At 32.1% G+C, this 26420-nt stretch carries 29 protein-coding genes and 1 tRNA gene; 21 read left to right on the forward strand and 9 right to left on the reverse strand.

The genetic code is table 11. The annotated features are described in order from the left end of the window. The first annotated feature begins 3 nt into the window (after window positions 1-3). A complete protein-coding gene (gene lptC, locus EV07_RS04560; RefSeq protein ID WP_036917728.1) occupies window positions 4-651 on the forward strand; it encodes an LPS export ABC transporter periplasmic protein LptC in 648 nt (215 codons plus the stop codon). Here lptC and EV07_RS04565 read toward each other — a convergent pair. After that, entirely contained in the window at window positions 648-1274 is a 627-nt protein-coding gene (locus EV07_RS04565) for a cofactor assembly of complex C subunit B (protein ID WP_036917731.1), read from the reverse strand. The two genes, lptC and EV07_RS04565, sit on opposite strands and share 4 nt — an antisense overlap. 239 nt (window positions 1275-1513) lie before the next feature. On the opposite strand from EV07_RS04565, the gene EV07_RS04570 reads away from it, so the two are divergent. The 5 genes from EV07_RS04570 (at window position 1514) to EV07_RS04590 (ending at window position 4061) form a co-directional block, all read left to right on the forward strand. Next, entirely contained in the window at window positions 1514-1750 is a 237-nt protein-coding gene (locus EV07_RS04570; protein WP_206537150.1) for a hypothetical protein, read from the forward strand. Between the two features lie 33 nt (window positions 1751-1783). Beyond that, window positions 1784-2329, forward strand: coding sequence for a bifunctional adenosylcobinamide kinase/adenosylcobinamide-phosphate guanylyltransferase (locus EV07_RS04575; RefSeq protein WP_052043881.1), 546 nt, complete (start codon window positions 1784-1786; stop codon window positions 2327-2329). Window positions 2330-2341: 12 nt separating this feature from the next. After that, entirely contained in the window at window positions 2342-2809 is a 468-nt protein-coding gene (locus tag EV07_RS04580; RefSeq protein WP_036917737.1) for a tRNA (cytidine(34)-2'-O)-methyltransferase, read from the forward strand. Between the two features lie 177 nt (window positions 2810-2986). Further along, a tRNA-Met gene (locus EV07_RS04585) sits at window positions 2987-3060 on the forward strand. 407 nt (window positions 3061-3467) lie between these two features. Then, window positions 3468-4061: a peroxiredoxin gene (locus EV07_RS04590; RefSeq protein WP_036917739.1), complete on the forward strand. Its 594-nt coding sequence runs from the start codon at window positions 3468-3470 to the stop codon at window positions 4059-4061. 32 nt (window positions 4062-4093) lie between these two features. On the opposite strand, the gene EV07_RS10030 is transcribed toward EV07_RS04590, so the two are convergent. Continuing rightward, entirely contained in the window at window positions 4094-4450 is a 357-nt protein-coding gene (locus EV07_RS10030; RefSeq protein WP_152557545.1) for a hypothetical protein, read from the reverse strand. Between the two features lie 473 nt (window positions 4451-4923). Continuing rightward, complete coding sequence (locus EV07_RS04600) at window positions 4924-6696, reverse strand: ATP-dependent metallopeptidase FtsH/Yme1/Tma family protein (protein WP_036917743.1); 1773 nt, start codon at window positions 6694-6696, stop codon at window positions 4924-4926. 150 nt (window positions 6697-6846) lie between these two features. Here EV07_RS04600 and rpmF point away from each other — a divergent pair, with 150 nt between their 5' ends. After that, entirely contained in the window at window positions 6847-7020 is a 174-nt protein-coding gene (gene rpmF, locus EV07_RS04605) for a 50S ribosomal protein L32 (RefSeq protein ID WP_036917745.1), read from the forward strand. A gap of 6 nt (window positions 7021-7026) precedes the next feature. Here rpmF and EV07_RS10185 read toward each other — a convergent pair whose 3' ends face one another. Together EV07_RS10185 and EV07_RS04615 are read right to left on the reverse strand one after the other, a co-directional pair. After that, the gene (locus tag EV07_RS10185; RefSeq protein ID WP_036917747.1) at window positions 7027-7362 is read right to left on the reverse strand and encodes a DUF565 domain-containing protein; all 336 of its coding nucleotides are present in this window, start codon (window positions 7360-7362) and stop codon (window positions 7027-7029) included. Continuing rightward, window positions 7359-8108 (reverse strand): HAD-IA family hydrolase, encoded by a 750-nt coding sequence (locus EV07_RS04615; RefSeq protein WP_036917750.1) that lies wholly within the window; start codon window positions 8106-8108, stop codon window positions 7359-7361. The genes EV07_RS10185 and EV07_RS04615 overlap by 4 nt, the downstream gene beginning before the upstream one ends. A gap of 58 nt (window positions 8109-8166) precedes the next feature. Between EV07_RS04615 and recJ the strand changes: the two genes are divergently transcribed. Further along, window positions 8167-10059, forward strand: a complete 1893-nt coding sequence (gene recJ, locus EV07_RS04620; protein WP_036917752.1) for a single-stranded-DNA-specific exonuclease RecJ — start codon at window positions 8167-8169, stop codon at window positions 10057-10059. 49 nt (window positions 10060-10108) lie between these two features. Here recJ and psb30 read toward each other — a convergent pair whose 3' ends face one another. Then, complete coding sequence (psb30, locus tag EV07_RS10055) at window positions 10109-10249, reverse strand: photosystem II reaction center protein Ycf12/Psb30 (protein ID WP_081939170.1); 141 nt, start codon at window positions 10247-10249, stop codon at window positions 10109-10111. Window positions 10250-10303: 54 nt separating this feature from the next. On the opposite strand from psb30, the gene EV07_RS04625 reads away from it, so the two are divergent. From EV07_RS04625 to acsF, 8 genes are all read left to right on the forward strand, one after another. Further along, window positions 10304-10660: a YkgJ family cysteine cluster protein gene (locus EV07_RS04625; RefSeq protein ID WP_036917755.1), complete on the forward strand. Its 357-nt coding sequence runs from the start codon at window positions 10304-10306 to the stop codon at window positions 10658-10660. A gap of 5 nt (window positions 10661-10665) precedes the next feature. Then, the gene (locus EV07_RS04630) at window positions 10666-11019 is read left to right on the forward strand and encodes a TMEM165/GDT1 family protein (protein WP_052043882.1); all 354 of its coding nucleotides are present in this window, start codon (window positions 10666-10668) and stop codon (window positions 11017-11019) included. Continuing rightward, window positions 11019-11309: a TMEM165/GDT1 family protein gene (locus tag EV07_RS04635; RefSeq protein WP_036917758.1), complete on the forward strand. Its 291-nt coding sequence runs from the start codon at window positions 11019-11021 to the stop codon at window positions 11307-11309. The genes EV07_RS04630 and EV07_RS04635 overlap by 1 nt, the downstream gene beginning before the upstream one ends. Before the next feature lie 125 nt (window positions 11310-11434). Next, the gene (locus EV07_RS04640; protein ID WP_052051460.1) at window positions 11435-13741 is read left to right on the forward strand and encodes an RNB domain-containing ribonuclease; all 2307 of its coding nucleotides are present in this window, start codon (window positions 11435-11437) and stop codon (window positions 13739-13741) included. 3 nt (window positions 13742-13744) lie between these two features. Further along, window positions 13745-14344, forward strand: coding sequence for a flavin prenyltransferase UbiX (locus tag EV07_RS04645; protein WP_036917761.1), 600 nt, complete (start codon window positions 13745-13747; stop codon window positions 14342-14344). Between the two features lie 242 nt (window positions 14345-14586). Next, window positions 14587-14919, forward strand: coding sequence for a hypothetical protein (locus EV07_RS09625; protein WP_152557546.1), 333 nt, complete (start codon window positions 14587-14589; stop codon window positions 14917-14919). A 98-nt stretch (window positions 14920-15017) separates the two neighbouring features. Next, window positions 15018-15440: a DUF2996 domain-containing protein gene (locus EV07_RS04655; RefSeq protein ID WP_036917767.1), complete on the forward strand. Its 423-nt coding sequence runs from the start codon at window positions 15018-15020 to the stop codon at window positions 15438-15440. A 149-nt stretch (window positions 15441-15589) separates the two neighbouring features. Then, entirely contained in the window at window positions 15590-16636 is a 1047-nt protein-coding gene (gene acsF, locus EV07_RS04660) for a magnesium-protoporphyrin IX monomethyl ester (oxidative) cyclase (protein ID WP_036917770.1), read from the forward strand. A gap of 19 nt (window positions 16637-16655) precedes the next feature. Here the strand turns inward: acsF and EV07_RS04665 are convergent, their stop codons facing one another. Together EV07_RS04665 and EV07_RS04670 are read right to left on the reverse strand one after the other, a co-directional pair. After that, a complete protein-coding gene (locus EV07_RS04665) occupies window positions 16656-17027 on the reverse strand; it encodes a 2Fe-2S iron-sulfur cluster-binding protein (protein ID WP_036917772.1) in 372 nt (123 codons plus the stop codon). Between the two features lie 3 nt (window positions 17028-17030). Beyond that, window positions 17031-17369, reverse strand: coding sequence for a hypothetical protein (locus EV07_RS04670; RefSeq protein WP_036917775.1), 339 nt, complete (start codon window positions 17367-17369; stop codon window positions 17031-17033). A gap of 187 nt (window positions 17370-17556) precedes the next feature. On the opposite strand from EV07_RS04670, the gene EV07_RS04675 reads away from it, so the two are divergent. From EV07_RS04675 to fmt, 3 genes are read left to right on the forward strand one after another with little or no spacing between them, the layout of a single operon-like run. Continuing rightward, window positions 17557-18951, forward strand: coding sequence for a TldD/PmbA family protein (locus EV07_RS04675; protein ID WP_036918266.1), 1395 nt, complete (start codon window positions 17557-17559; stop codon window positions 18949-18951). 1 nt (window position 18952) lies between these two features. Then, on the forward strand, window positions 18953-20326 hold the full coding sequence (locus EV07_RS04680) for a TldD/PmbA family protein (RefSeq protein ID WP_052043884.1): 1374 nt from the start codon (window positions 18953-18955) through the stop codon (window positions 20324-20326). After that, window positions 20323-21351: a methionyl-tRNA formyltransferase gene (fmt, locus tag EV07_RS04685; protein ID WP_036917777.1), complete on the forward strand. Its 1029-nt coding sequence runs from the start codon at window positions 20323-20325 to the stop codon at window positions 21349-21351. The genes EV07_RS04680 and fmt overlap by 4 nt, the downstream gene beginning before the upstream one ends. On the opposite strand, the gene EV07_RS04690 is transcribed toward fmt, so the two are convergent. Then, entirely contained in the window at window positions 21344-22060 is a 717-nt protein-coding gene (locus tag EV07_RS04690; RefSeq protein ID WP_036917779.1) for a TerC family protein, read from the reverse strand. The genes fmt and EV07_RS04690 overlap by 8 nt on opposite strands. A gap of 84 nt (window positions 22061-22144) precedes the next feature. Here EV07_RS04690 and EV07_RS04695 point away from each other — a divergent pair, with 84 nt between their 5' ends. Next, window positions 22145-22861 (forward strand): hypothetical protein, encoded by a 717-nt coding sequence (locus EV07_RS04695; protein WP_036917782.1) that lies wholly within the window; start codon window positions 22145-22147, stop codon window positions 22859-22861. Window positions 22862-22894: 33 nt separating this feature from the next. After that, window positions 22895-26359: a transcription-repair coupling factor gene (gene mfd, locus EV07_RS04700; protein ID WP_036917784.1), complete on the forward strand. Its 3465-nt coding sequence runs from the start codon at window positions 22895-22897 to the stop codon at window positions 26357-26359. The last annotated feature ends 61 nt before the right edge of the window (window positions 26360-26420 follow it).

The following is a 26420-nucleotide window of genomic DNA, read 5'->3' on the forward strand; positions in this document are numbered from 1 at the left end:
TATATGCAAGTTATCCAGAAAAGTAGATTATCAATCTTATTCTTGTTTTTTCTTATATCATCATGCTCTTCCAATAGCAATGTTGTAAAAGAAATATCTGTCAACTCTTTTAAATTTAAAGATATCAAGTTAGAGCAATTAGATAAGAACGGACTAAGACGATTTTTATTTGTAACTAAAAACGCAAGTTTAGATGAATCATCTAAAACTATATATGCGACAAATCCTCTTGTTACCTTCTATCATAACAAGAAACCATCATATACTATTAGGGCAAAGGAGGCATCACTTATCAATAACGGTGAAACAGTTCTATTAGAGAATGACGTCTTAATGAGTAGTCTTAAGAAAAGTAACCTAATACTAAAGACTAATAAAGTACTATGGATAAAAGATAGTTCAACAGCAATTTTAGATGGTTTTGTAGAGTCTACAATAAATGGTTCTAGTTTTGTTTCTGATAGTGCTATTTACAAGCATAAAATTAACACAATAGAGTTCAATGGGGTTAAGAATTATTTTTATAGAGATGCTACATCTAGCTCTATAATATCTGTAGCTGCCGATCAGGCTATATGGTATGGCAACAAAAAAAAGCTAGAATTTAATTCATCTGGTAAGCAAGTAAAGACTAATATAAAATTATATTAGCCATTTATAATAATTGATTCTAATTTTTTAGTCCAGCCCTCTATCCAAATTTCATCTGACTTTGTAAAGCATCTCTCTGACCATCCACCTACAATTATCCATCCATCGGTAGAAATTGGTACTACGATTAGAGATGGCAAGTTTTTGACTATAGATTCAAATTCATCTTTGTCTGGATAATACTTAGTATTTACTAGTGAAATATATTTACCACTTTTAGAAGTTGATATACAGGTTTTACCAGGCTTGAATGAATTAACGCTAGTGGAAAATAAACCTCTTTTTAATACTATTTTATTCTCATAATAAATTATAATATTAGATGATGCTGTTGCTGTAAGTATCATTTTGGATCCCCATGCTAATTCATTCTTTAGAATTTCAGGTAGCTCAGCATTTATATAAAAAGCCTCTGTACCTTCTAAAACTGCTTTTTTAGGCTTGTTTATAGAAACTTGTTTTTGTAAATAACCTACCAATAGAATAGATACTGATGAAAGAGCAGCTATTAATTCTGAACGTTGTATACTAGGGGATAATTCATCAATTGCAATTGCATTTACTAAGCATAAAATTATCATAGTAATTCCTATAGTAAATGTTAATGTTGATGTTGCATTCATATTTAGCTATAAGCAATGTTAATTACCTATCATAAATAAGACATCCCTTGATTTACAACCACTTGATATCTAGCTGAAATTTCAAGGCATGTTCTTCATAAATATAGACAAAATACAGAGATAGTGCCATTATATTAAAAGTATATCTATTTTTAACAGTGATAAGATCAAATCTACTAATTATTCTTTCAACTATATTTCTAATAATATGTGTAGCTTTTGCTACCCCTACATATGCATTGGATAATCAAACAATAAAAATGATTAGTCCCTTAAATCATAATTTGACTTTATTAGCTGATTTAAACTATGAAACAAAGGAAACTACCTCTTTATCAGATCCAATTACAGATCCTAACTTCAATGTTATGCGTAACAATGAACTAGGTAGATCATTAGCAATACCTTTGGTTTTAGGAGTTTTAATTATAGCGATAATTACACCATTAGTGACATGGTGGTATTTTTCACGGTAAAATAGCTTTTTATACTATCAATCAATTAATAATGTGAACATAAATTATACATCTGGATTAGTTATTGTAACTGGTCCTGTAAAGAGTGGAAAAAGTATATGGGCAGAAAAAATTATTGCTCATAATCACGGTAAAGTAACTTATATAGCAACTAGTTCTATATATAATAACGATGAAATATGGAAGAAAAGAATACAGATACATAAGGAAAGACGACCTAAAGAATGGAATCTTGTAGAATCAGCTGATATATTTAAGATTCTTACAACTATCAATCAAGAGTCATCGGTCTTAATTGATTCATTAGGAGGTATAATAACAAAGAGCCTAACATTAAATAATGAAGATTGGCATAATCATCGCAACTTAATTGTTAATGCCATCTCAACTTTTAAGGGACTTATTGTAATTGTATGTGAAGAGGTTGGTTGGGGAGTATCTCCAGCAACTCATAACGGTAATTTATTCAGAGACAGGCTTGGAGATCTAGTAGACAGGTTAGATCAATTTTCATTAGATAGCTGGCTGGTTATTCATGGCAGAGCTATTAATATATATAAAAATAGTATAAGAATTTAATTTATCATTAAAATGAATAACTTTAGAGTTGGCTTATTTGAACCAAGAATACCTCAAAATACAGGAAATATTGGAAGAACTTGTTTAGCATTTAATTTAAAATTAGATCTAATTTATCCATTAGGATTTGATTTAAATGATAAATATTTAAAACGCGCAGGCCTAGATTATTGGCAACATCTTGATGTAACAACACATATTAATTTTCAATCCTATTCTAATTTTATTAAAGGATCTCGAATAATAGGTTTCAGCAAAAAAGGAGGTATAGATTTAAAAGAATTTCATTTTTCTAATAATGACTGTCTTCTATTTGGCCGTGAGGATTTAGGTTTACCTAACAATATTAGAGAGCAATGTGATTCTATTTGTTCTATTAATATGCCAGGCATATCAACTTTATCAAATACTAGTGGTGTTAGAAGTTTAAATCTTTCTGTAGCCTGTGGAATCGCTGTATACAGCGCTTATAATTCATAAAGTAATGCTAATACCATTTATATAATTAGCTATAATGTTCCTTTAAATCATTCATATAAATAAAGTTTTGCTCTTTTTATATTTAAGAATAAACATTATAGACTTTATCATAATAATATAATTTGTTTTTACTTGGATTAATTACCACCCTGCATTACAATGCAAGAGAAACATCCAGTCAGTGTAGCTCAGCTGGTTAGAGCACAGCATTCATAACGCTGAGGTCGAGAGTTCAAGTCTCTCCACTGACATATTTTTGTTTACTCACTATCCTTTGTTGTGAGTACATTGTTTTTCTAGCACCTTTATACAAAACTTAGAAGAACTGTTTTTTACTAATTAACACAAAATATATTCTTATGTTATGTCATAAATTTAATAACTTGCTTTTCAGCCTTTAGCATTATCTTTATCCTGCCTTGGGAGTGGATGCTTAATTAGTTCATTTTTTAGAAGTGAGAGAAGTTTATTATGTGATGTCGAGTTGAATTTCCTAAGTACTGACATGTTCCATTTACTTTGCTTCATTGATTTGGATGAATTAATATGCACTTGATACTTTTGATCTGCATTTGCTTCATTATCATGTTAAATTATTTGAGGTTTGTAAAGCAGATCAAGCCAAACTTTAAAATTATTCCAATTATTTGAATCAATCATGACAGACGGGTGTTTAAGAGTTGGTCAACCAGCACCAAATTTCACTGCTGAAGCAGTAATAGATCAAGAGTTTAAGCAAATCTCTCTTTCTGACTATAGAGGGAAATGGGTAGTCCTTTTCTTTTACCCACTTGACTTTACTTTTGTTTGCCCAACAGAGATAACTGCCTTTAGTGATCAGTTTTCAGATTTTTCTTCCAAAAATACTGAAATTTTAGGTGTATCTGTTGATAGTAAGCATTGTCATCTTGCTTGGATACAAACACCACGAAATAGAGGCGGAATTGGAGATATTACCTATCCACTTGTTTCAGACCTCAAGCGAGAAATAGCCACTTCCTATAACGTCTTAAATGATGATGGAGAAGCCGATAGAGGATTGTTTCTGATTAATCCTGATGGTATTATCATGCATTGCACTATTAATAAAGCACCTGTTGGTAGAAATGTTGATGAAACACTAAGGATTTTACAGGGTTATCAATATGTAGCGTCAAACCCAGACAAGGTATGTCCTGCTAATTGGACGCCTGGTGATAAAACAATGTTAGAGGATCCAAAAGGTAGTAAAGAATATTTTGCAAGTCTTTAAACCATTAACTAAATTGATTGTATTCTTTTCTCTTATTGTACTGTCAGCGCAAGTATAAAAGATAGGAATACAGCCATCTGCTCAATTAGGCTATAAGCATAATCCTTATGTTTATAGCTTAATTTTTTAGACCTAAAATCTGACAATGCTGTGCCTGATGTTACATATCCAAAAATACCACTTAATAGAGTAACTAATAAGAAAATTATAAAAAAGAATATTGGTATAGTAATATCTGAATCGAAGTATTTACTATCATTCACATCTACAATAATGGCATCATTAGCATTTATTTTAGTTATAGAATTGGCTAGATTTATAAAGGCTATACAAGCATTTAAGAGATAGAAATAATACCCAGATTTCTTTATTAATGAAAATATAATCAATGAAAAGAATATAATATTGTAAATATAGCTTTTGACTGTTGGTAAGAAACTATCTAGTAAAATAGTGAATATATTAGGCGATTCTTTGAAGGTAAACGTAATTAATATATTGAATTGAATGTTAATTAAGATATATAGAGCTATAAATAGAATTAATATGATGATTAGGTATGTTTTTCTATTTAGATAATCACTATTTTGGACAATCTTTTTCCTTCGCTGAATTCTATGTAGCCTTTCAAGTGACTTATACCACTTATGACCTAATAAGATTGGTATAGAAGCTATAATATATATAGAAATGTTATAGATATCCTTGTAATTATTACCATTATTCCATAGATGAGATGCTGAAATATTTGTTTGTTGTAAGAGCTTGCCTATAAAAGAAGAAAATATAATAAGTAATATGGTAATTAAATATTTCTTTCTATTATATATTCGATTAGTTATTGGACCTAAAGTATCATGTTTCATTTATATGTACTAGTCATTATGCCATATTGTGAAATTAAATCTTCAAACTCTGATTTAGTTAAAACCTCTTTTTCAATTAGCTGATCTGCTAGCTTATCAATTATATTTAAATATGGTTTTAGTGTTCTCTTTGCTATTGCTAGTGAAGTTATCATGATTTGTTCGACTTGTTTATCTACTTCTTTATTCGTTTTATTCGCATAGATTGATTTAGAACGTAATAAAGCTTTGTCTAAGGTATATTGTGAATTACCTTTGCTAATTACTAAAGGCCCAAGATCTGAAAACCCATATCTAGTTACCATTTTACGTGTAATATCTGTAGCAATTCGATAATTTGATTCTGAAATCTGGGTTATTTCAGAAGAGCCAAATATAAGCTCCTCTGTTGCCCTGCCTGCTAGGCTGACAATTATTTTTTTATTTAAATAATTTCGTGTTTGCAAACCAGTATCATATATTTCATCTGGAATAGTTAATAATGTCTTGCCACCTAAATTATTAGGTATCTTTAATATTGTTATTTTGTCTAAGGTATCACAACCTTTAATTAGATATGTTATTAATGCTCTTCCTATTTCGTTGTATGCTGTGACCCTCTGAAATTTTAGGCTTGTTCTAGAAGGATTCTGTAATCCTAGTTTTATTCTATCTAAGGCTTTATCAAGGTCTTTATTACTTATACACTGCTTATTATCCCTTGCTGCAATTATTGCAGCTTCGTTCAGCAAATTAGATAGTTCAGCTCCTGTAAATCCTGGTGTTTTTATAGCCCATTCTTTAATTGAAAAATCTTTAGATAGTGGTTTTGACCTTGCATGGATGGACAGAATTTGTTCTCTGCCAATTCTGTCTGGTAATAATACATCTATTCTTCTATCAAATCTTCCTGGTCTCATTAAAGCACTATCAAGGCAGTCCGGCCTATTTGTAGCTGCTATAACTATTACACCAGAATTATCGCTATATCCATCCATCTCGGTTAATAGTTGATTTAGTGTTTGTTCTCTCTCATCGTTACCTCCGCCAAAGCCAGAACCTCTTTCTCTTCCGATAGAATCAATCTCATCAATAAAAATGATGCTTGGAGCATTCTGAATAGCCTGACTAAATAAATTCCTTACTCTTGCAGCACCTATACCAACAAATAGTTCTACGAATTGAGATCCTGATGTAGAAACAAAAGGAACTCCTGCTTCTCCTGCTATAGCTTTTGCTAAAAGAGTTTTACCTGTACCTGGCGGTCCTGCTAATAGGAAACCCTTAGGTATTCGTGCTCCCAAATCTGTAAATTTCTCTGGTTGCTTCAGGAATGAAACTATTTCACTTACTTCGGCTATCGCTTCAGGCATTCCTGCTAAGTCTTCAAAACGAGTATCTATTGATGAAGAGTCATTTGTGATTGACTTGCCACTAATAAATGTTAGGCTTTTATTAGCAATTTTTAGTGAGTTTTTAATTAATAGTGAGCAAAATATAACGAAAATTATTCCAAGTGAAAAAGTTGCTGTTAATGATGATACTGACTGCTCATATTTAATATCTTTAACGCTTAAGGGTGTAGATGTAGTCTCAGCTAGTCGTATTATATTTTGATCGTTATTGAAAATAGGTATATTTCTAGAGGTACCATTTATATAATTAACTAAAACTTCTCTTTTCAATGGTATTAAGATCATTGATTCTACATCGCCTGATCTAATATCGTTCAAAAGCTTACTATAGCTTCCACTATCAGAAACTCCATTTGAATTAAAACTGGAAAACACAGTTAGTTAAAAAGAAAAATAATGCTAGGTCTTAACTTTAATTTAAAAGATATATGTCTCTATAGCCATTCTTTATTAGATTTACAAATGATTTAATATTTGACTAAAAGGCTTCTTTGGTCGGATAATTGAAAAAGTTAAATTCTATACATGGCAGTACCAAAGAAAAAGACTTCTAAGGGCAAGCGGAATCAACGTCATGCTATATGGAAAGCTAAGGCTGGCGTTGCAGCTCAAAAAGCACTTTCACTTGGAAAGTCAGTCTTAACAGGTAGAGCACAAGGCTTTGTATACCCTATTGAGGAAGAGGAGGATGAGTCCTAAAGCATCCTAGGAACCAAGCTTAAATGCCTCGAGAACTAGTGAATAGGTTATACCTATCCTAAGATTATCTAAAATAAGTAAGATATATTTACTTTTACTGGCAATAAATATCTTTCTAATTCTTATAAATATCTCTACGGTTAAAAAGAACAATAAGACTACAATTATTCTCTGGTTAAATAGCTTAAGATAATAAGGGCTTAATATGCTTGATAAATAAAATCCAGATAATAATGAGATTAAACCTATGCTTCTAAGCTTCCATGGTCCAAGGAAGGATTGAGAAAGAAAATCAGTTAAATATTTGAGGAAATTATCGTAATTGGTTTTATATGTCTTCATAATTCCTTATGATTAAGCAAGGATAATAGAGAATTGTAATTAACATTTTCTTCTGTTAGTTCTCCAGCAAATACATTAGGAATGTTATCATTATCTCCAAGATGATCTACTACTAATTCTGCATCATAACTATTATTATTATTATGAATATGCCAAGGCGAATATGTTACCACACATTTCAAACCAGCTTCTTTAGCTGATTTCAGACCTATTAATGAGTCTTCTATTGCTATCGAATTGTTTGGAGTAGAATTGCTTTTATTCATTGCTAGCATATAAGATTCTGGATTAGGTTTTGATTTAGATATATCCTCTGAACAAATGTATCCTTCAAAAGTCTTATTGTCAAAGTATTTCTTAATTAAGGCTTCAACTGCATATTTACTTGAAGTTGTTACTATATATTGCTTTGTTCCTTTATCAGCAATCTCTTTAATGAGTCTAATTACTCCGCATCTAATTTGGATATTACCATCAAGTACTAACATCCTATAATAATATTGTTTTCGAGTATGTATATGTTGAATGAGTTTTTCTGAGAGCTTATTACCTTGCTGTTTAGAATAAAAAGCAATTCTATTTTTACCTCCAGAAACTGACAATAATCTTATATAGGATTCTTTACTCCAATTCCAACGCAAGGAATAATCTTTAAATGCTAAATTGAAAGCAACTCTATGGCCACTTAATTCTGTATCGGCTATAGTGCCATCTAGATCCCAAAAAACAGTCTTTAAACTCTTCATTGATTATGCGTAATAAAAATTGAACGAAATTTCATTAATTATCTAAGAGGAACTAAATGTGCAGAAAATCATATGGAATGTACCAACATCAATTAATATATCACCCTTAAATAATATAGCCTTAACAGATAACATCAAGGAAGTTCTATACAGAAGAGGTTTTACATCACCAAATAAACTTAATGAATTCATATCACCTCCTTCACCAGAAAATCCATCTGATCATTTCCCTTTTTTGGATAAAGCAGCATCTCGCGTAGAGGATTCAATACGCCTTAAGCAAGAAGTGGCAATATGTGGCGATTATGATGCTGATGGCATGACAAGCACAGCTTTATTAGTTGATTTATTTAGGAAGCTAGGAGGTAGAGCTGTTCCTTTTATTCCTTCAAGGACAGAAGATGGCTATGGACTTAATAATACAATAATAGATCAGATTCATTCGTATGGTATAAAGCTATTGATTACAGTAGATAATGGAGTTTCTGCGATTAATTCCCTGCAATATGCTAAGCAACTTGGTATTGATGTAATAATTACTGATCATCACAGAATTAATAACAAAATAGATAATATTTATGCTCTTATTCATCCAGAAACAACTCCTATAAACTCACCCTATAAAACTGTTGCTGGAGTAGGGGTAACATATCTACTGGCATTGGAGATTGCAAAGAAGTTTGATAACTTAAGTGCTCTTAATATCTCAAGAGATTTACTATGCATAGGAACTATTGCTGATATGTCTCCACTTACAGGTGTTAATAGGTATTGGTTGAAAAAATGGATTAGTAATCTCCATAATACACAATGTTTAGGTCTGAAAGGTATCATTAAAAAATCTAAATTAGGTAGTAAGCCAATAACAGCTAAAGATATTGGCTTTAAGATTGCTCCTCGTATTAATTCTATAGGAAGAATTGATAACCCCAAATTTATAATTGACCTTTTGTTAGAACAAGACAATACAAATGTTTTACAAAAAGTAGACAAATGTGAGGAAATTAATACTCGCAGAAAGTTAATTACTAGGCAAATTGAAGAGGAGGCTCTTAAGCTTCTTCAGAATAAATCTATAGATGGTAAATCATTTATCTTGCTAGCCCAAAGCCACTGGAATTGTGGAGTTATCGGAATAGTAGCAGCACGAATAATGGAAAGATATTCCTTGCCAACAGCAATATTATCGTGTGATGGAGAAGGTTTATTTAGGGCATCCGTTAGATCTCCTAAAGGTATTAATGTTATAGAAATACTAAATAAATGTTCTGATTTGTTAGAGGTATACGGAGGACATTCTGCTGCAGCTGGTTTTACTGTAAAAGCAAGTAATTTAATGAAGCTAGAAGAAAAGCTACAATCATTGGCTTCAAATCACCTATCTAAAAGTAGTTTATACTCGAGCCTAAGCCCAGAATCCTATTTATCATTTAGTGATATCAATAAAGAACTTATAGAAGACTTAAACATTTTAGAACCCTTTGGAATTGGTAATCCCCAACCATTATTTTGGACTAGACGTTGTAGAGTCATTAAATATAAAATTGGTTATTTTGGACAATTAATATTATTACTTGAACAAAATGGTATCAAAATTGAAGGAACACAATGGTCTCCAAGAAGTAATACTAATACTATCCCAGAATTCATTGATATAGCATTTAATATAGAGCTTCTGGTGACAAATAAAGACACTAAACCTACCATTATTATAGTTGATTATAAAAAATACTCAACTATGTTGAAGTTCAGTATAAATAAAAGAGAGTATAGTTGTGAGATAGATTCTAATCAACTTATTATAATAAAAAATCAAAATAATGATTCAATAAAATGTAATTTATCCTCAAAAGAAGAATATCTCAACTTTAAGCGCAAAAATAATAATTATATAAATAGATTGCTAGAGATATCTACTGCTATTCTAGGAATAAACACAAGAAATTACTAATTTTAGATTCTAAAATAATAATTTTTTAGTAGATATTGCAACTAATTTTTTAAGCGCCTCTTCTATAAAAGACTAGTGCAATAATTGCAGGTCCTGCTAGAGCAACTGCTGCAAGAGGCAATAAGTTTCCCATTGAACTATTGTGAAAGATCTCAATACTATAAAACCATAAGCGATCTAGTAGTATCAAATTTAACTTTTGTAATCTCTACCTTCAAAGGGCCTATCAAGAGTAAATTATGTTATGGCTATAACGAATGAGAAATGGAGTTGTGTCAAGGATTGTGGGGCATGCTGTAAGCTTGACCCAAAGGAAAGGACTGAGGCCCTGTCAGTTCTTTCACCTCATGATAAGGATTTATACCTTTCCTTAGTAGGAAATGATGGTTGGTGTCGTTTTTATAACAAGGCAGAGAGGAACTGCAGTATTTACAAGACACGACCATCATTCTGCAACGTTAACAAAGTTATAAAGATATTTAATGTATCAATAGAAAGCAAAGAATCATTTTTAATCAAATGCTGTAAAGAACAAATCAGATATATTTATGGTGGCCGAAGTAAAGAAATGAAGCGCTTTATAAATAATCTAGTTAATTAGTCCTTATGTCAAATAATTCATCTGATATGGTTACAAAGAAACCTCCTATTAATAATAATGAGAGTTACTTAACAACCTTACTGACTACCTTTGTTGCGGTCTTTTTTGCTGAAATAGGAGACAAGACACAAATAGCAACATTACTTTTATCTGCTGATACTGGGAAACCATTAATTGTTTTTGTCGCTGCTACTTCTGCTCTAATACTCACAAGCTTAATAGGTGTATTAATTGGCAGTTTTATTTCTTCTCGTGTTAACCCAGTTATATTTAAAAGAGTTGCAGGAACATTAATGATAATCATAGGATTACTAATAATTATACATATTTCTACTAATATTGACTTCTTTATTACTTAATGACCTATACAACTACACTATTCATTTCGACCTTTATCACTATATTCATAGCTGAGTTAGGAGACAAAACACAATTAGCGACTATGGCTATTAGTGGCTCAAGTCAGAAGCCTATGGCAGTTTTCATTGGTTCATCAATCGCACTAGTTCTTGCTACTGCTATAGGTGTTTTGTTAGGGGGTACTTTTTCTAGCTTAATTCCTTCTTATATAATTGAATTTATTGCAGCTATAGGATTTCTCATCATCGGTATCAGTCTTTGGATAGCAGCACCAGGTGAAGAGACTTAAAAAGGTTAAATTATAAGTACCTTCATCATAGTAAAATCGAACCTAGTAAATTAGGTAAGAAATAGAATATAATTCCTTTAGGATTTAACCTGAAAAAATCCTAAACAAGTCCTTATTACAACATCATGTTTACGGTAGCCAAAATACTCGAAATGCTACCCAAGGAAGGGACCTTAGAGATCAAAACTCTCGAAAAAATGCTTAGATTGACCAAGAAACTAGAGAAAACTAGACTAGAAATAGCCTTAAAAGCCCTAAATAAACTTGGAATAATTCACCGAAATACCGATGATCTAGTTCAGGCAGGTAATTTAGAAGACACAATTACAGCTACCATTCGCTGTAGCAGCAAAGGATATAGCTTTGCAATGAGAGACGATGGAGAGGAAGATATATATATACGAGAAAAATATCTCAATCAAGCATGGCACGGAGACAAAGTTTTAGTATCTATAAACCGTGAAGGAGTTAAGAGAAGATCTCCTGAAGGATTAGTTATTTGTATCTTAGAACGATCTAAAACAAATTTACTTGGGACACTTACTCAATATAAAGAAACACTTTTAGCTAAACCATTAGACGAAAGAATACTTGCAAAGGTCTTACTTCCACAAACAGACATTAAATATTTTACTGATAAACAATCAAACAGCATAGTAGATATAAAAATAATTAAATATCCTATTGCCCAAAATCAAGCAATGGGTCAAATTTCAAGAAAATTAAGTCTAAATGAAGGGTTATCAGGAGATATAGAAATACTAAAAACAAAGTATAACCTCCTTAATGATACATCTTCGCCAAAAGTAGCGCCTAAAAAAACATTACAAAAACAAAGAATAAACCTTGAAGACCAGAATTCATTATTGCTTAAAAGCTGGAAATTAGATGATAGTCCTATCTTACCTGCTCTTTACTCTGAGCCTTATGATGGAGGCTTTAAGATTTGGTTACATGTTCCTACTATTTCAGAACGGTTATCACTCGGAAGTAAACTAGATGATTGGATAAAGGACAGATCAAATTCAATATGTTTAGCTACAAAATGGAAAAATATTTTAAATAAAGGGCTTATAACTGAATCTGGTTTTAATATTAACGAGAGTAATGACGCCATCACTTTAGAGTTCAATATTTCTAAAACAGGTGAATGTAAATCATGGAAGTTTTATTTAAGTACTATTAAACCAAAAGCATTGGTGACCCAAGAGCATTTGGAAATTATACAAAAAAGGAGTCCTAAATCTAAAACAATTCCATTAAAACTAAAGCCTTTAAAAGAAAATCTAAGTATTATTCATAACTTATTGTATTCAGTTAAATTAATAGATCAACAACTTATTCAACTAGGTGTTATTCATCTAGAACAAGATCAACCCAAAATTGATATACTTGATGATCTTCGATTCCCTATACCTGGTGGAAAATTAAATGGCTGGATTCCTGTCCTAGATCTTACAGATCCTCAGTCCATACTTAATGTCTTTTGTAAATATTCAAATATAATCTTATATGAACATTTAAGTTCATATAAGTTAGACTTTATATGCTTGGCAAAGGCTGAATCCCTACAAATACAGGTTAATGATATAGTTAAATCAGCTCTTGTCCTAGATACAAGCATTAATGTTAATGATGAAGGATATATTAAATTTTCAGACTTGCTGTCTGCTGTTAAAGAATCACCGAACAAAAGAGTAATTGAAAAAATTATCAAGAATAATTTACCTGATTATAAATACTACGAATCTACTAGTCCTGTTCTGATACAAGAAGACTCAAATTCGACTAGATTAGCTGATAATGAAGATTTACCAAGTAATTTAGAGGCACCTTGGTCTAATCCAGGTATTAATTATGCGGATATTGTCAATCAGCATATTCTCATTAAATTATTAGTTGACGGAAAAAGTAAAATCATAAAAAACTCTAAGGGTCTTCCATCACTAGGTGAAAAGCCAATCTCAAAATCACTAGATTGGAATGTATTCTCTCCTTCTGTAAAGTCAAATATCCAGAAAATATGTAGCCAAGCTCTAGTGGGTAATCTTAATTCAAAAATAACTCAGGCTTCCCAATTTAGAGAAGGACTTTTCTCATTATTGCAACTCCGATATATAGAAAAAGATATAGGAAAAGTTGTAGAAGGAATTATTACAGGTGTTCAAAGCTATGGCTTCTTTGTAGAAATTCAACCTGCTCTTGTTGAAGGACTTGTACATGTAAGTACTCTAGATGATGATTGGTATGAATACCGTTCAAGGCAGAATCTGCTTGTAGGTAGAAAATACAAGAAGACATTTCAAATCGGTGATCCCATTAAAGTTAAAATTCAGAAAGTTGACATACTTAGAAATCAAATTGATTTAGATGTTAATGATTTCGACAAAATCGATGATAAAACAATTCAGCAAGAACAAGAGATTGAATAATCCATGACTACAATTATTATTGCTGTTACCGGAGCATCTGCTCAAGTATTAGCAGAACGTGCGATTGATCTTACTCTTCAATCTAATCATACTATTGATCTAATTCTTAGTAGAGGAGCCTATGAAGTATGGAATGCAGAGCATGGAATCAATATACCCATAGACCCTATAAAGCAAGAATTTTTCTGGAGGCAACGCTTAGATAATCATTCCGGCCATCTTTCTTGTCATAAATGGAATGAGAATGCTGCATCAATAGCTAGTGGAAGTTACTTAACTAAAGGTATGATTGTAATTCCTTGCACCATGGGCACTCTTGGAAGAATAGCCTCAGGTTGTTCTACAAACTTAATAGAAAGATGTGCTGATGTTCATCTAAAAGAAGGTCGCAACCTAGTTATATCACCTCGTGAAAGTCCCTTTAATCTTATTCATCTAAGGAATATGACGACATTGTGTGAATCTGGAGCGAAAATAATACCATGCATACCAGCATGGTATGCAAAACCTAAGGATTTAAATGAAATGATAGACTTTATGGTTGTTAGATTATTTGATTCATTCGAAATAGAAATGAAAAAAATTAATCGCTGGAATGGATAAATTATATGAAAAGATTTAATAATTTTATTCTGATTATATTTTTATTACCTCTTATTATCACCTTAATTGTAGCCTCATTTAATCTAAACAAAAAAAGCAAGATTAATTTTCTTATATGGGAAACAGAACCACTTAATTTTGGATTAGTATTAGCCTTAGGATCTATTATAGGAGCATCAGTATCATCTTTAAGTATTATATTACAAAATCAAAATATCTCAACTAAAAGAAGAACTACAAGGATGTCATACAATAATTCAATCTATTCAGATGAATTTAATGATCATAATGAATCACAAAGTTTAGAAGTACAAGAAGAGGAGAATTATACATATATAGAAAGAGATATCAGAGATCCATCCCCTACATTATCTGTTCCTTTTAAAATAATTAAAAATAAATCCAAGCAATATGACGATTATAATCGAGGTTCATATTCACCTAAAGATATACGTAAAAACAATGAATCAATGCAACAACCTGCTCAACAAAGTATAAGTTATGATGATATAGATAATGATTCTGATTCTGATTCTGATTCTGATTGGATGTCCACTAACTATGATCAGTGGTAAGCCTTGTAGAACTCATTAATGAAATCTACCAATTATACTCTAAGCTATAAATAGCAAATATAAATCCCTTGGAAAGCAATCAAGACTCTAATACTAAAATGAATGATAATATTTCTTCTAGCAAGGCTCCAGAAACTACTGCTTTAAAAAAAAAGATACCTAAGCTAGAGGATAAACCTTTTCACGAATTCATAAATTCTCATCTTATCCCGACTATTCAAAAAGAACTGAAGGCACGAGGCTGCCCTATAGATACTCTTATTCTAAAAAAAGATCAACGTCCTGTAGTGGGGGGAGAATGTTGGATTGTTTTTGGACAGTTTCCTAATGGAAGAAGATTTTGGATAACGTTTAACTCAGACAGTATTACTTCACAAAAAAACATATCACTATCAGAAACTTCAGTTTTACCAAGTTCACTTGAATCATTTCTGATAGATGAAAAAAAAATCACCCTCAAATTAATAACCTCGAGGTTTTTGCAGCGTTTGAATGGTCAGAAATGGTTAGGTATCAACTAAGTTCTTTGCATATACATAAAGGATATTTATATTAGTATCGGATTTACTAGGTGACCATTCAAAATATATTATTTCTAATCGCTACATGAAGATTTTGCGAGAATTAGGCTAAATAGTCTTATTATTACCATCAAAATTAGAAGAAGTAAATGACCAGTGCAACTTCAGAGGCTCTTGGAGGATTAGCTAGGAATGAGCTTCCCCCTCATCTAGACGAAAATCTGCTCACTCCAAGATTTTATACAACTGAATTTGAAAAAGCAGCAAAGACAGATCTTGAGATAGCTCGAAAAGACTTTGAAGCTATGTTTAAAGAGATGGAAGCTGACTATAATTTAAAGCACTTTGATAGGAAGGCATCTCTAGAAAGACTTCAAGACTTGTCTCCTGAAGATAAATCCATTTACGAGAGCTATTTGGTTCGCTCTGTAGTATCAGAGTTTTCAGGATTTTTACTTTTCAAAGAAATATCTAATAGATTTAAAAAAGCTGGTCGACCTGAACTTGGACAGTTTTTCACCTTTTTAGCAAGAGATGAAGCACGTCATGCAGGATTCCTTGGCAGAGCTTTAAAAACAGAGGGTATTAATGTTGATCTGCCAAATCTACCTAAAAAAAGAGCTGCTACATTCTTTCCATTGAGTTGGGTTCTTTATTCACTTTATTTATCTGAGAAAATTGGTTATTGGAGGTATATCCTTATCAATAGACACTTAAATGAACATCCAGAAAAGGTATGTGCACCATTATTTGACTTTTTTGAGCCTTGGTGCCAAGACGAAAATCGCCATGGTGATTGTATAAATATGATGATGCGTTGTTGGCCAGGAATGACAAAGGGGTTTAGAGGTAAGATTTTAAGTAGATTTTTCCTATGGACAGTTTTCTTAACTCATACACTCACAGTATGTGAAAGAGGGGATTTCTATAAACTTTTAGGAATAGATCCTATCTTATTTGACGAAGAAGTAATTATTCAGACAAATAACACTTCTAAGAATGCATTCCCTTGGGTTTACAATTTTGATGATGGTAAATTTTTAAAACTGAGAATCGAGATTCTTAACGCATTTAAAACATGGAGAAAAGAAAGTGGCCTTAAAAAGCCTTTAGCACTTGCAAAATTTGTATCCTTAATTTTAAGACAATTTGTATTACCTATGGAAAAAACAAATGCTGTTAGATATGGACATTAATTTTATAAAGTACTTATAATTAAATATCAAAAGGGTTACCAGCTTTATTTTTTACAGATCCTAAATACTTACCAAATTGTAATTCATAAACCTCATCATCATCTTGAGTTTCCATCTCTGATGATGCTATAGCCCTTGCTATGCATAGAAGTCCATAACCCTTTTCTTGCATTTGATGAGAAAGACCAATACCATCTCTTTGATCAATTCTTCCAGACATAATTTTTACAGCACAGCTTGTACAGCAACCATTTCGACAGGAAAAAGGTAGTTTATGGCCATGCTCTTCAAAATATCTAAGAATGTTCTCACCATGAGGCACATTCATTGTTACCTTTCTATTTTCGCCATGAAAGTAAATAGTGATTTTGTGAGTCGCCTTATCAGTCATCAATCAGTGTAAATCTGAGCTGCTTATATCTCTACCCTGAGCAGGTGGTGGTAATGCCATTGCGTCGCTTTTCAACATGTCAATATCTAAGTTCATGATTGAAAGATCTCCTCCAAATCTAAGTTGGAGCCATTCTATTGCTGTTTTTTCTTCTGCAACTACAGCTTCTAGTTCTAGGTTTGACACTTGAAATTGCTTCACTAAAGCTGGGCAAAGATACCAAAAGGCTACATCAGGACCTAACCTGTTACGTCTTTCTGAGATTGTTTCACGTAACTGCCCATTTCCACATAGTTGACCTGTGGGAGCAATTAAAACGTAAAGAGCTTTTTCGCTGGTCATACAACTGCAATTCTACAAACTTCCTTAACTGTAATAGGAGAGTCATATATACAATTAGTTTAAATGAAAGGGTATCTCGACTTTATTAATAATTTGGATTTTTACAGATTAAGATAAAAGTGTCTAAGAGCAGTATTGATCATTGACAATTACAAATCCATCTAAGGACTACCTTGATACTGAATTAATAGACTCTAATTTCAAGAGAAATCTAGAAAATCTACTTAATTATGGAATCTCTGCAGGGGCTGATTTTGTAGAGATTTTTGTTGAAAGCACTGATAGCATTGGCTTACTAGCAGAACAAGATACTGTAACTAGTGTTAATCCCTCATTAGGGAAGGGTGTTGGCATAAGAGCTTTTTTAGGGACTAAGGATGGCTTTGTCTCAACAAATGACCTTTCTGAACAAGGGCTAAGATTTGCCCTTGATCAAGCACTAGGGATGCTTGGATTAGAAAAAATATCGATTATAGATACTACATTCTCTGGCTTGAAAGCTATTAATGACTATGGATTAGAGAAACGTAAAATTATGAATGAATGTCCAAGTCTTAAAGATATATCTGCAAAAATGCTTGAAGCTACATATTTTTTACTAAAGAATGGGAAGCATATAAGTGTTAGGAGAGGTAGTTATTCAAAAACAAAACAGGAAGTTATTGTTGCTGGAAGTGATGGAACTTATGCAAGAGATATACGTTTATATCAATCAATTGGTTTAAATGTATTAGCACTAGATAAAGATTATAGATCAAGTATTGGTAGAAGAATTGGAACTGAAGGCAAACCATCTTCACTATTAGATTGGGATTCAGAACAAGCAGCGAATGAAATAAATGAGAGTGCCGAAAAAATGCTCTATGCGAAATACGTTTCAGCTGGTCAAAAGCCTGTGGTTTTAGCTAATAAATTTGGTGGTGTTATTTTTCATGAGGCATGTGGACATTTACTTGAAACAACTCAAATCGAAAGGGGAACTACGCCATTCGAAAATAAATTAAATCAAAGAATTGCAAATAAAGCTGTTACGGCAGTAGATGAGGGACTTACAGATGGAGCATTTGGTTCAATAGCTATGGATGATGAAGGTATGGAAACACAGAAAACTATACTTATACAGGACGGCGTATTAAAAAGGTTTCTTAGTGATAGAGCTGGCCAAATACGTACAGGACATAACCGTACAGGAAGTGGAAGGAGACAAAGCTATTCATTTGCTGCAGCAAGTCGTATGAGAAATACTTTTATAGACAAAGGTCCATATACCCCTAAACAATTAATTGAAAGCATAGATGATGGTATTTATTGCAAATCAATGGGTGGGGGAAGCGTAGGAGCAACAGGTCAATTCAATTTTTCAGTTGAAGAAGGCTATTTGATAAAGAATGGAAAACTTAGAGATCCTGTAAAAGGTGCAACTTTAATCGGAGAGGCTGTTGACATAATGCCTCGAATATCAATGTGTGCAAATGATCTTGAACTTGCACCAGGTTTTTGTGGATCAGTAAGTGGAAATATCAATGTCACAGTGGGCCAACCACATATAAAAGTTGATTCAATTACAATCGGGGGTCGATAAAATGAGGGAAAAAAACCAATTAATAGACAAAACTGGATTGAGAGATACTCTCTCAAAATTGTCTAAAGAAATTAATATAAGCAAATGGGATCTAGGAGCTTCTATTGGCAAGGATATTTCTGTACAAATTCAAAAGGGGAGCCCGAAGCAGGTCAAAGCCTCTCAAAAGAGTTCAATAACAATTAGGGTTTGGAATTCAAACAATGCAGTTGGTATAACAAGTACAACTGACCTCTCAGAGTTAGGCTTAAAAAAAGCTCTTAATAGTGCTTTATTAGCTAGTAATTATGGCAATATAAGAGAATCTCCAGAGTTCTCTATCACATCTAAGAATAAATTACCAGTACTAGATAGGCCCATTAGACAACAAATAGGAGTGAAAAGGCTCCTGGATAGTTTAATAAGAGCAGAAAATGATCTTTTAAATAAACATAAAGCCATAGAAGGAGTCCCATATAATGGTTTTGGAGAAACTCAATATGAACGGGTATATATTAATAGTGATGGAGCATTACGTCATATGGAAAGTACACAAGCAAGTCTATATTTATATGCTAGAGCACAGGAAGAAGGTAAGAAGCCTAGAAGTTCAGGTTCGATAAGAGTTGATTATGGTGCTACAGATATTGATATAGATAATTGTGTAGAAGAAGCTGCAAATAAGACCTTAGATCATCTTAATTATCATCCAATTAAAACAGGTAAATATCTTATATGCTTTAAACCAGAAGCATTTCTTGATCTTATATCGTCTTTTAGCAATATCTATAATGCAAGATCAATACTTGATGGTCTTAGCCTTTCTAATAAGGATTCATTAGGTGAAAAAATATCTAGTGATATATTATCCCTAAATGATAATGGCTTACATGTTGCAAATTATGGTTCATGTAGTTTTGATGGAGAAGGAACACCTACTCAAGATATATCTATAATAGATTCAGGAATATTAGTTAATTTTATTCATTCGGAGGCAACTGCTAGATTGCTTAATTCATTACCTACAGGACATGCTGGTTTAGGTGCTAAAGTATCAGTATCACCAGATTGGCCTGTAATAAATAAATCAAAAAAATCGATAGCAAAATATCCTCATTTAAATCACAAATTGACAACTAACGAGTTTATTCTTGTAGAGAATCTAAACGCCTTACATGCAGGTATAAAACCAAGTCAAGGTTCATTTTCTCTCCCCTTTGATGGATGGCATGTAAGAAATGGAGAAAAGGTTTCTATAGAGTCAGCTACTATAGCTGGCGATTTTAGAGCCTTATTAAAAAACATAGTTCAAATAGAAGGACAGCAAATAAATACTCATCAGGGAGTTTCACCACATGTATGGATCGAAGAATTAGCCATAACTGGTGATTTATGAATATAGTATTTTGGGGAACACCTCAATTCTCTGTAGGCATTTTAAAAGCATTATTAGATAGTAAACACAATATAATTGCTGTAGTAACTCAACCTGATAAGAAAAGACGCCGAGGTCAGCAACAATGTCCATCACCTATAAAAGAAATAGCCTTACAAAGAAACATACGAATTTTTACACCAATTAAGGTAAAAGATGACTTGGAAATGAAAAAAGAACTCAAATCCTTGAAGGCAGATATTTACATAGTAGTAGCTTTTGGTCAAATTTTACCGTTAGAGATTTTAAGTCTACCAAGGTTAGGCTGCTGGAATATACATACCTCATTATTACCAAAATGGAGAGGAGCGGCACCTATTCAGTGGAGCTTAATAAAAGGAGAAAAAGAAACAGGAGTTGCAATAATGTTAATGGAGGAAGGACTTGACACTGGACCCATATTAATAGAGAAAAAGGTCCCAATAACAAAATTTGATAATGCTCTTTTTTTATCAGATAAGCTTTGCAAAATATCCTCTGAATTAATAATTAAAGCATTAAAGATTATAGTTACTAATCACATAGATAACATAGAAGATATCAATCTAATACAACAAAGTAGTACTGGGAGAGAAATATCTATTGCAAGAAAGATATCAAAAGAAGACTATCTGATAGAGTGGAATAAACCAGCTATCGTTATACATAACAAAATTAGAGGATTATACCCTAATGCCTATAGCTATATAGGGAATAAAAGGGTAAAGATATTATCATCAATTCCTATTAGTTCTGATTCAGCACAATATAAAGATGCAAAGTTGCAAGAATATAAAGATGAAGGCAAGTATATAGATATAAAACCAGGATACGCAGTTGGAATATTAAAGGGTTCAGGAATAATAATCAAGGCATCAGAGGGTTTGCTATTGATAACTGGTATAAAAATTGAGGGTAAAAATGAAGCCAGCGAAAATTCATTAATACAGCAAATAGCATTTAATAGAAAAATTAATACAATAAATTTTTCTAATTATACTAACTAATATCATCAATAGAATTTTTTTGTGAGAAGCCCCAGAAAAATACAATCACTAATAAACAATAGAAACAATATTCAAATGATTTGTAATCATTAAAAACAACTTCAGCTATTAGTTTTATAGCTACTAATGCAACAGCTAGATAACCAGCATTTTCTAGGTTTATAAAAATTTTCAACCATCTAATGAAATAATCGGCTGTAAATCTTAAAGCAACCACACCTATTATGGCTCCAGTTATAACAAGAAGAAGTTGATCACTTATAGCTACTGCTGCGGTTACACTGTCAATGGAAAATGCCAGATCAGTTAATGCTAATAATAAAGTTATACGAAGAAAAGATGTTTTAGAATTATTTAAATCTTGAGTAACATCTGATTGACTATCTGATGTAAAGGTAAACTTATTGAGGACAATAATAAGTAAATAAATGGAAGCTATAATCTGAACAGCTGAATATTTGATAATAAAATTAGCACATAGTATCAATATGATGCGAAATACTAAGGATATTGTTATTCCAATATTTAGTGATCTTCTTTGTAGTTCAATATTATTTAAAGTCTTAGTTAAAGAAGCCAGAGCTACTGCATTATCTGCGGATAAAATTAACTCTAAAAGAATTAATACAGGTAACAATGGCGCCAACTCGCTCCAATGGTCAATCCCATCAAGTATCGGAGAGAAGAAATTAAGCGATGCAGAATCCATTATTAATTAACCAAAACGTGGCAAGCTGAAGTAGGCTTAGTAGAAAGGAAATACATTTTCTAATTTCATAGGCAATTGGTCGAAATGGAATTCAATTCTGAACTCTGCCATGTAGATTCAACCAAAATTATAGTAAAAATCACAATAAGTGAGCAACTCGTAAATCTTGGCAGCGCACTTGGTGAAGGATCTAATGTAATAGAGGCAGAAGACAATGCTATAAAAAGAGTCTTAGAGAGGCTAACTAATATTGAAAACAATAATAATTACCCAAAAAAAACTAACTTCAAGATAAACTCAACGACTAATAGCAATAGTGACACAATTTCAATGAAGTCATCAGAAGTTCAAAGAACAATTTCTGAGAAGACGCCTTTCAATGATAAAAATCACCAAGTACCAACCGACTGGAGTGAAGAGTTGATGCAAATACAGCAGCAAATTGATAGATTATCGTTAAAGAAGCAAGATGAGGATAGACTTATCAAGTTCTATTTAGATTATCCAAGTAAGGACAGGATTAATGATTACGATGATCTATTAATATTAATATACTTATTAAAGATGATATCAACAAGCACACCAACAAATGAAATAACTGAAGTCTTAAATAAAGACAATTTAATAGCACGATCCACCAAACATTTAGCAGAGCTAGAATGGAATACTGATATAGCACGTAATTTCCTATACTCTGAATTTACTGTCAAGAGTCGTTCTGATCTAAATATGAAGAAATTACTAAAGTTTAACTATATACTTTCACTGAAGATACAAGAAAAGACTATAATTAAAGATTAAAATATCTCACACAAATATAAATAAGATTTCAATATGTCTCTTTCATCGTTAGTTAATAAGGTTACTAGTTCTTCTTTAACTGATGAAATCTTTGAAAGAACTTTTAGAAAAGAAAAGCTAATTATCAATTCTACTTCTATACAATCAAAAGCTTTAATAAGCTCTTCCTTAGCTCTAAAGGCTAATAAATCACTAGTTATTATAGTACCAACATTAGAGGAAGCAAATAGATGGTTTTCAATATTAGATATAATGGGTTGGTCAAAATTACATTTATATCCCAATTCAGAAATAACACCATTTGAATCTATCCCTATACCTAGTGAAATAATATGGGGTCAATTAGCAGTGCTTAGCTCATTAATCTTCTCTAAGGATAATGATCTATTAGCACTTATTTGCACAGAAAGGGCTTTACACCCTCACTTGCCAAATCCTGAAATACTTATAGAAAATAGCATATTAATTAAAAAAAGTTCTATAATTGATACAGACAATCTATCTAATAGATTATCTGTCATAGGTTACGAAAGAGTTAACAATACAGATAATGAAGGCCAATGGAGCAGACGAGGAGACATTATAGATATATTTGCAGTAAATACTGAGCTTCCCGTTAGGATAGAGCTATTTGGAGACACAGTAGAAAAAATAAAGGAATTTGATCCTATAACTCAAAGATCATTAGATGAAATTGAAACATTAACTATTACACCAATATCTATTGAGCATTTACATCGTAACAAACTCTCAAATCACAGCTCCAAAAATAATTGTAGTGTTTTAGACTTTTCTTTGTTGGATTATATTAACGAAAATTCTTTCGTTGTTCTAGATCAAAAATTGCAATGTTATTCACACTCAAATGACTGGATAAATCACTTAGATCTAACATATAATGAGTATCTCAAATCTCATAATAACAACCAATCATTCACTCTAGATCACCTTAAAAATAACACTGATGTAAACAAGATATATAAAAAAATTGAAGAATTTTCAAGTATTGAGACATCATCAATTCTTGATAATATCGATACTAATAATACTTTAGATCTACAATCCAAGGTTCTCTCTACTTACCCAAATCAATTTGCTAAAATTGCAGAATTAATAAGCTATTACAAAACTAACAATTATTCAATTTGGATTCTCTCATCTCAGCCATCTAGAGCAGTAGCTTTGTTAGAAGAACATGATTGTATAGTTAAATTTATACCCAATTCCAATGATAATAATAGTATTAAAAGATTACTTGACCAGAAAACACCTATTGCACTGAAAGTAAATTCCAATATTGAGTTAGAAGGAGTCAATTTAGCACTCTGGAAGATACTTATCATAACTGATAAGGAATTCTTTGGTCAACAGCTAATATCTTCTACAGCATTTATCAGGCGACGAAGACGGTCAGTTAGTAATACAGTTAATCCAGTTAAATTGAAGCCCGGAGATTATATAGTTCATAGAAATCATGGAATAGGACAATTTCAAAATATTGAAAAATTTGTAATTAACAATGAAAGTAGGGATTACTTATTAGTGAAATATCTAGACGGAACATTAAGAGTAGCTGCTGATCAGTTAAGTTCTCTTGGAAGATATAGAACAACTAGCTCCAAAAGTCCTAGGTTAAATAAATTAGGAGGCGCTACATGGACAAAAGCAAAGGAAAGAGCTAAAAAAAATATTAATAAAGTTGCTATAGACTTAATTAAATTATATGCAGAACGGTCTAATAGTAAAGGTTTTGCTTATCCTGCAGATGGTCCATGGCAAAAGGAATTAGAAGAAGCATTCCCTTACGACCCAACACCAGATCAACATAAAGCTGTTATAGAAATAAAGGCAGATATGGAAAAATGTGCACCAATGGATAGATTAGTTTGTGGTGATGTCGGTTTTGGTAAAACAGAGGTTGCAATAAGAGCATTGTTTAAAGCTATAACCGCAGGAAAACAAGTTGCAATACTTACACCCACAACTGTTCTTGCACAGCAACACTGGCGAACTCTTACGGATCGATTTGCTGCTTATCCAATCAAAATATCATTACTAAATAGATTTAAATCTGCAAAGGAGAGAAGAGAGATTAAGTCTAATTTAAAGAATGGCAAAATAGATGCAATTGTTGGCACACATTTACTATTATCAAAACAAATTGAATTTAAAGATCTAGGCCTTTTGGTCGTAGACGAAGAGCAACGCTTTGGCGTAACTCAAAAAGAAAAGATTAAACTACTTAAGAAGAATATTGATGTTCTAACACTTACAGCGACGCCAATTCCTAGAACCCTTTATATGAGTTTGTCTGGAGTCAGAGAAATGAGTTTAATAACTACCCCACCACCTCTAAGAAGAGCTATCAAAACACATTTAGTTAACAAAGATGATGAAATAATAAGAAGTGCTATTTCTCAAGAAATCAGCAGAGGAGGACAAGTCTTTTATGTAGTCCCACGAATCAATGGAATCACTCAAGTTGCAGATCTAATAGTAAAGATGATACCAAATATAAAATTACTTATCGCACATGGTCAGATGGACGAAGGTGATTTGGAAAGTGCCATGATTGCATTTAATGCTGGCGATGCTGATCTTATGTTATGTACAACAATTATAGAAAGTGGCTTAGATATACCAAAAGTGAATACTATATTAATAGAAGATGCACATACATTTGGTTTATCTCAGTTATATCAACTTAGAGGAAGAGTTGGCCGAAGTGGAATACAAGCACACGCATGGTTATTTTATCCCAGAGAGAAAGAATTAAGTGACAAAGCTTTCGCTAGATTAAAAGCCATAAAAGACTTTAGTCAACTTGGTAGTGGTTACCAATTAGCAATGAGAGATATGGAGATTAGAGGCGTTGGAAATCTAATTGGATATGAGCAAAGTGGTCAAATGGCCGCTATAGGTTTTGATATGTATATGGAAATTTTACATGAATCTATTGCTGAAATTCAAGGTCAAACAATACCGATTGTAGAAGAAACAAAGGTTGACCTACCCATAACGGCCTTTATACCATCAACATGGATTACAGATAATGAAGACAAGCTAGAAGCTTATAAAAAAGCCTCGGAATGCGAGACAGCAGAAAAACTATTAGACATAATAGCTTCATGGATTGATAAATATGGGACTCTTCCCAAGCCAGTTGAATCTTTAGTCTTAATAATCAGATTAAAGATTCAAACAAAGCAACTTGGCTTTTCTCGAGTTAAATTCAGGAAACCTAATATAATTATGGAAACATTAATGACTCAGTCAACATTTAATTGTCTAAAAAGAGGTTTACATTCTAATCTACAATCTAGATTGATTTTCAACAAAGGGTCATCTTTTTCAGAAGTAACATTTAGAGGATTGGGTCTGTTACCTACGGGGGAATTAATAGAAACCCTAATCAATTGGTTATCACTAATGGCACAACAGATACCATTGCTTGAAAAGGAAACAAATGATTCAATTAAAAACCTAATAATAAAATAAAGCTATCTAATCAAACTTAAAATCCTTGGGTTTTCCACTTTTCCACAGTATGCATATTGGC

The organism is Prochlorococcus sp. MIT 0603 (assembly GCF_000760215.1).
In the GTDB taxonomy this organism is placed as follows: Bacteria; Cyanobacteriota; Cyanobacteriia; order PCC-6307; family Cyanobiaceae; genus Prochlorococcus_E.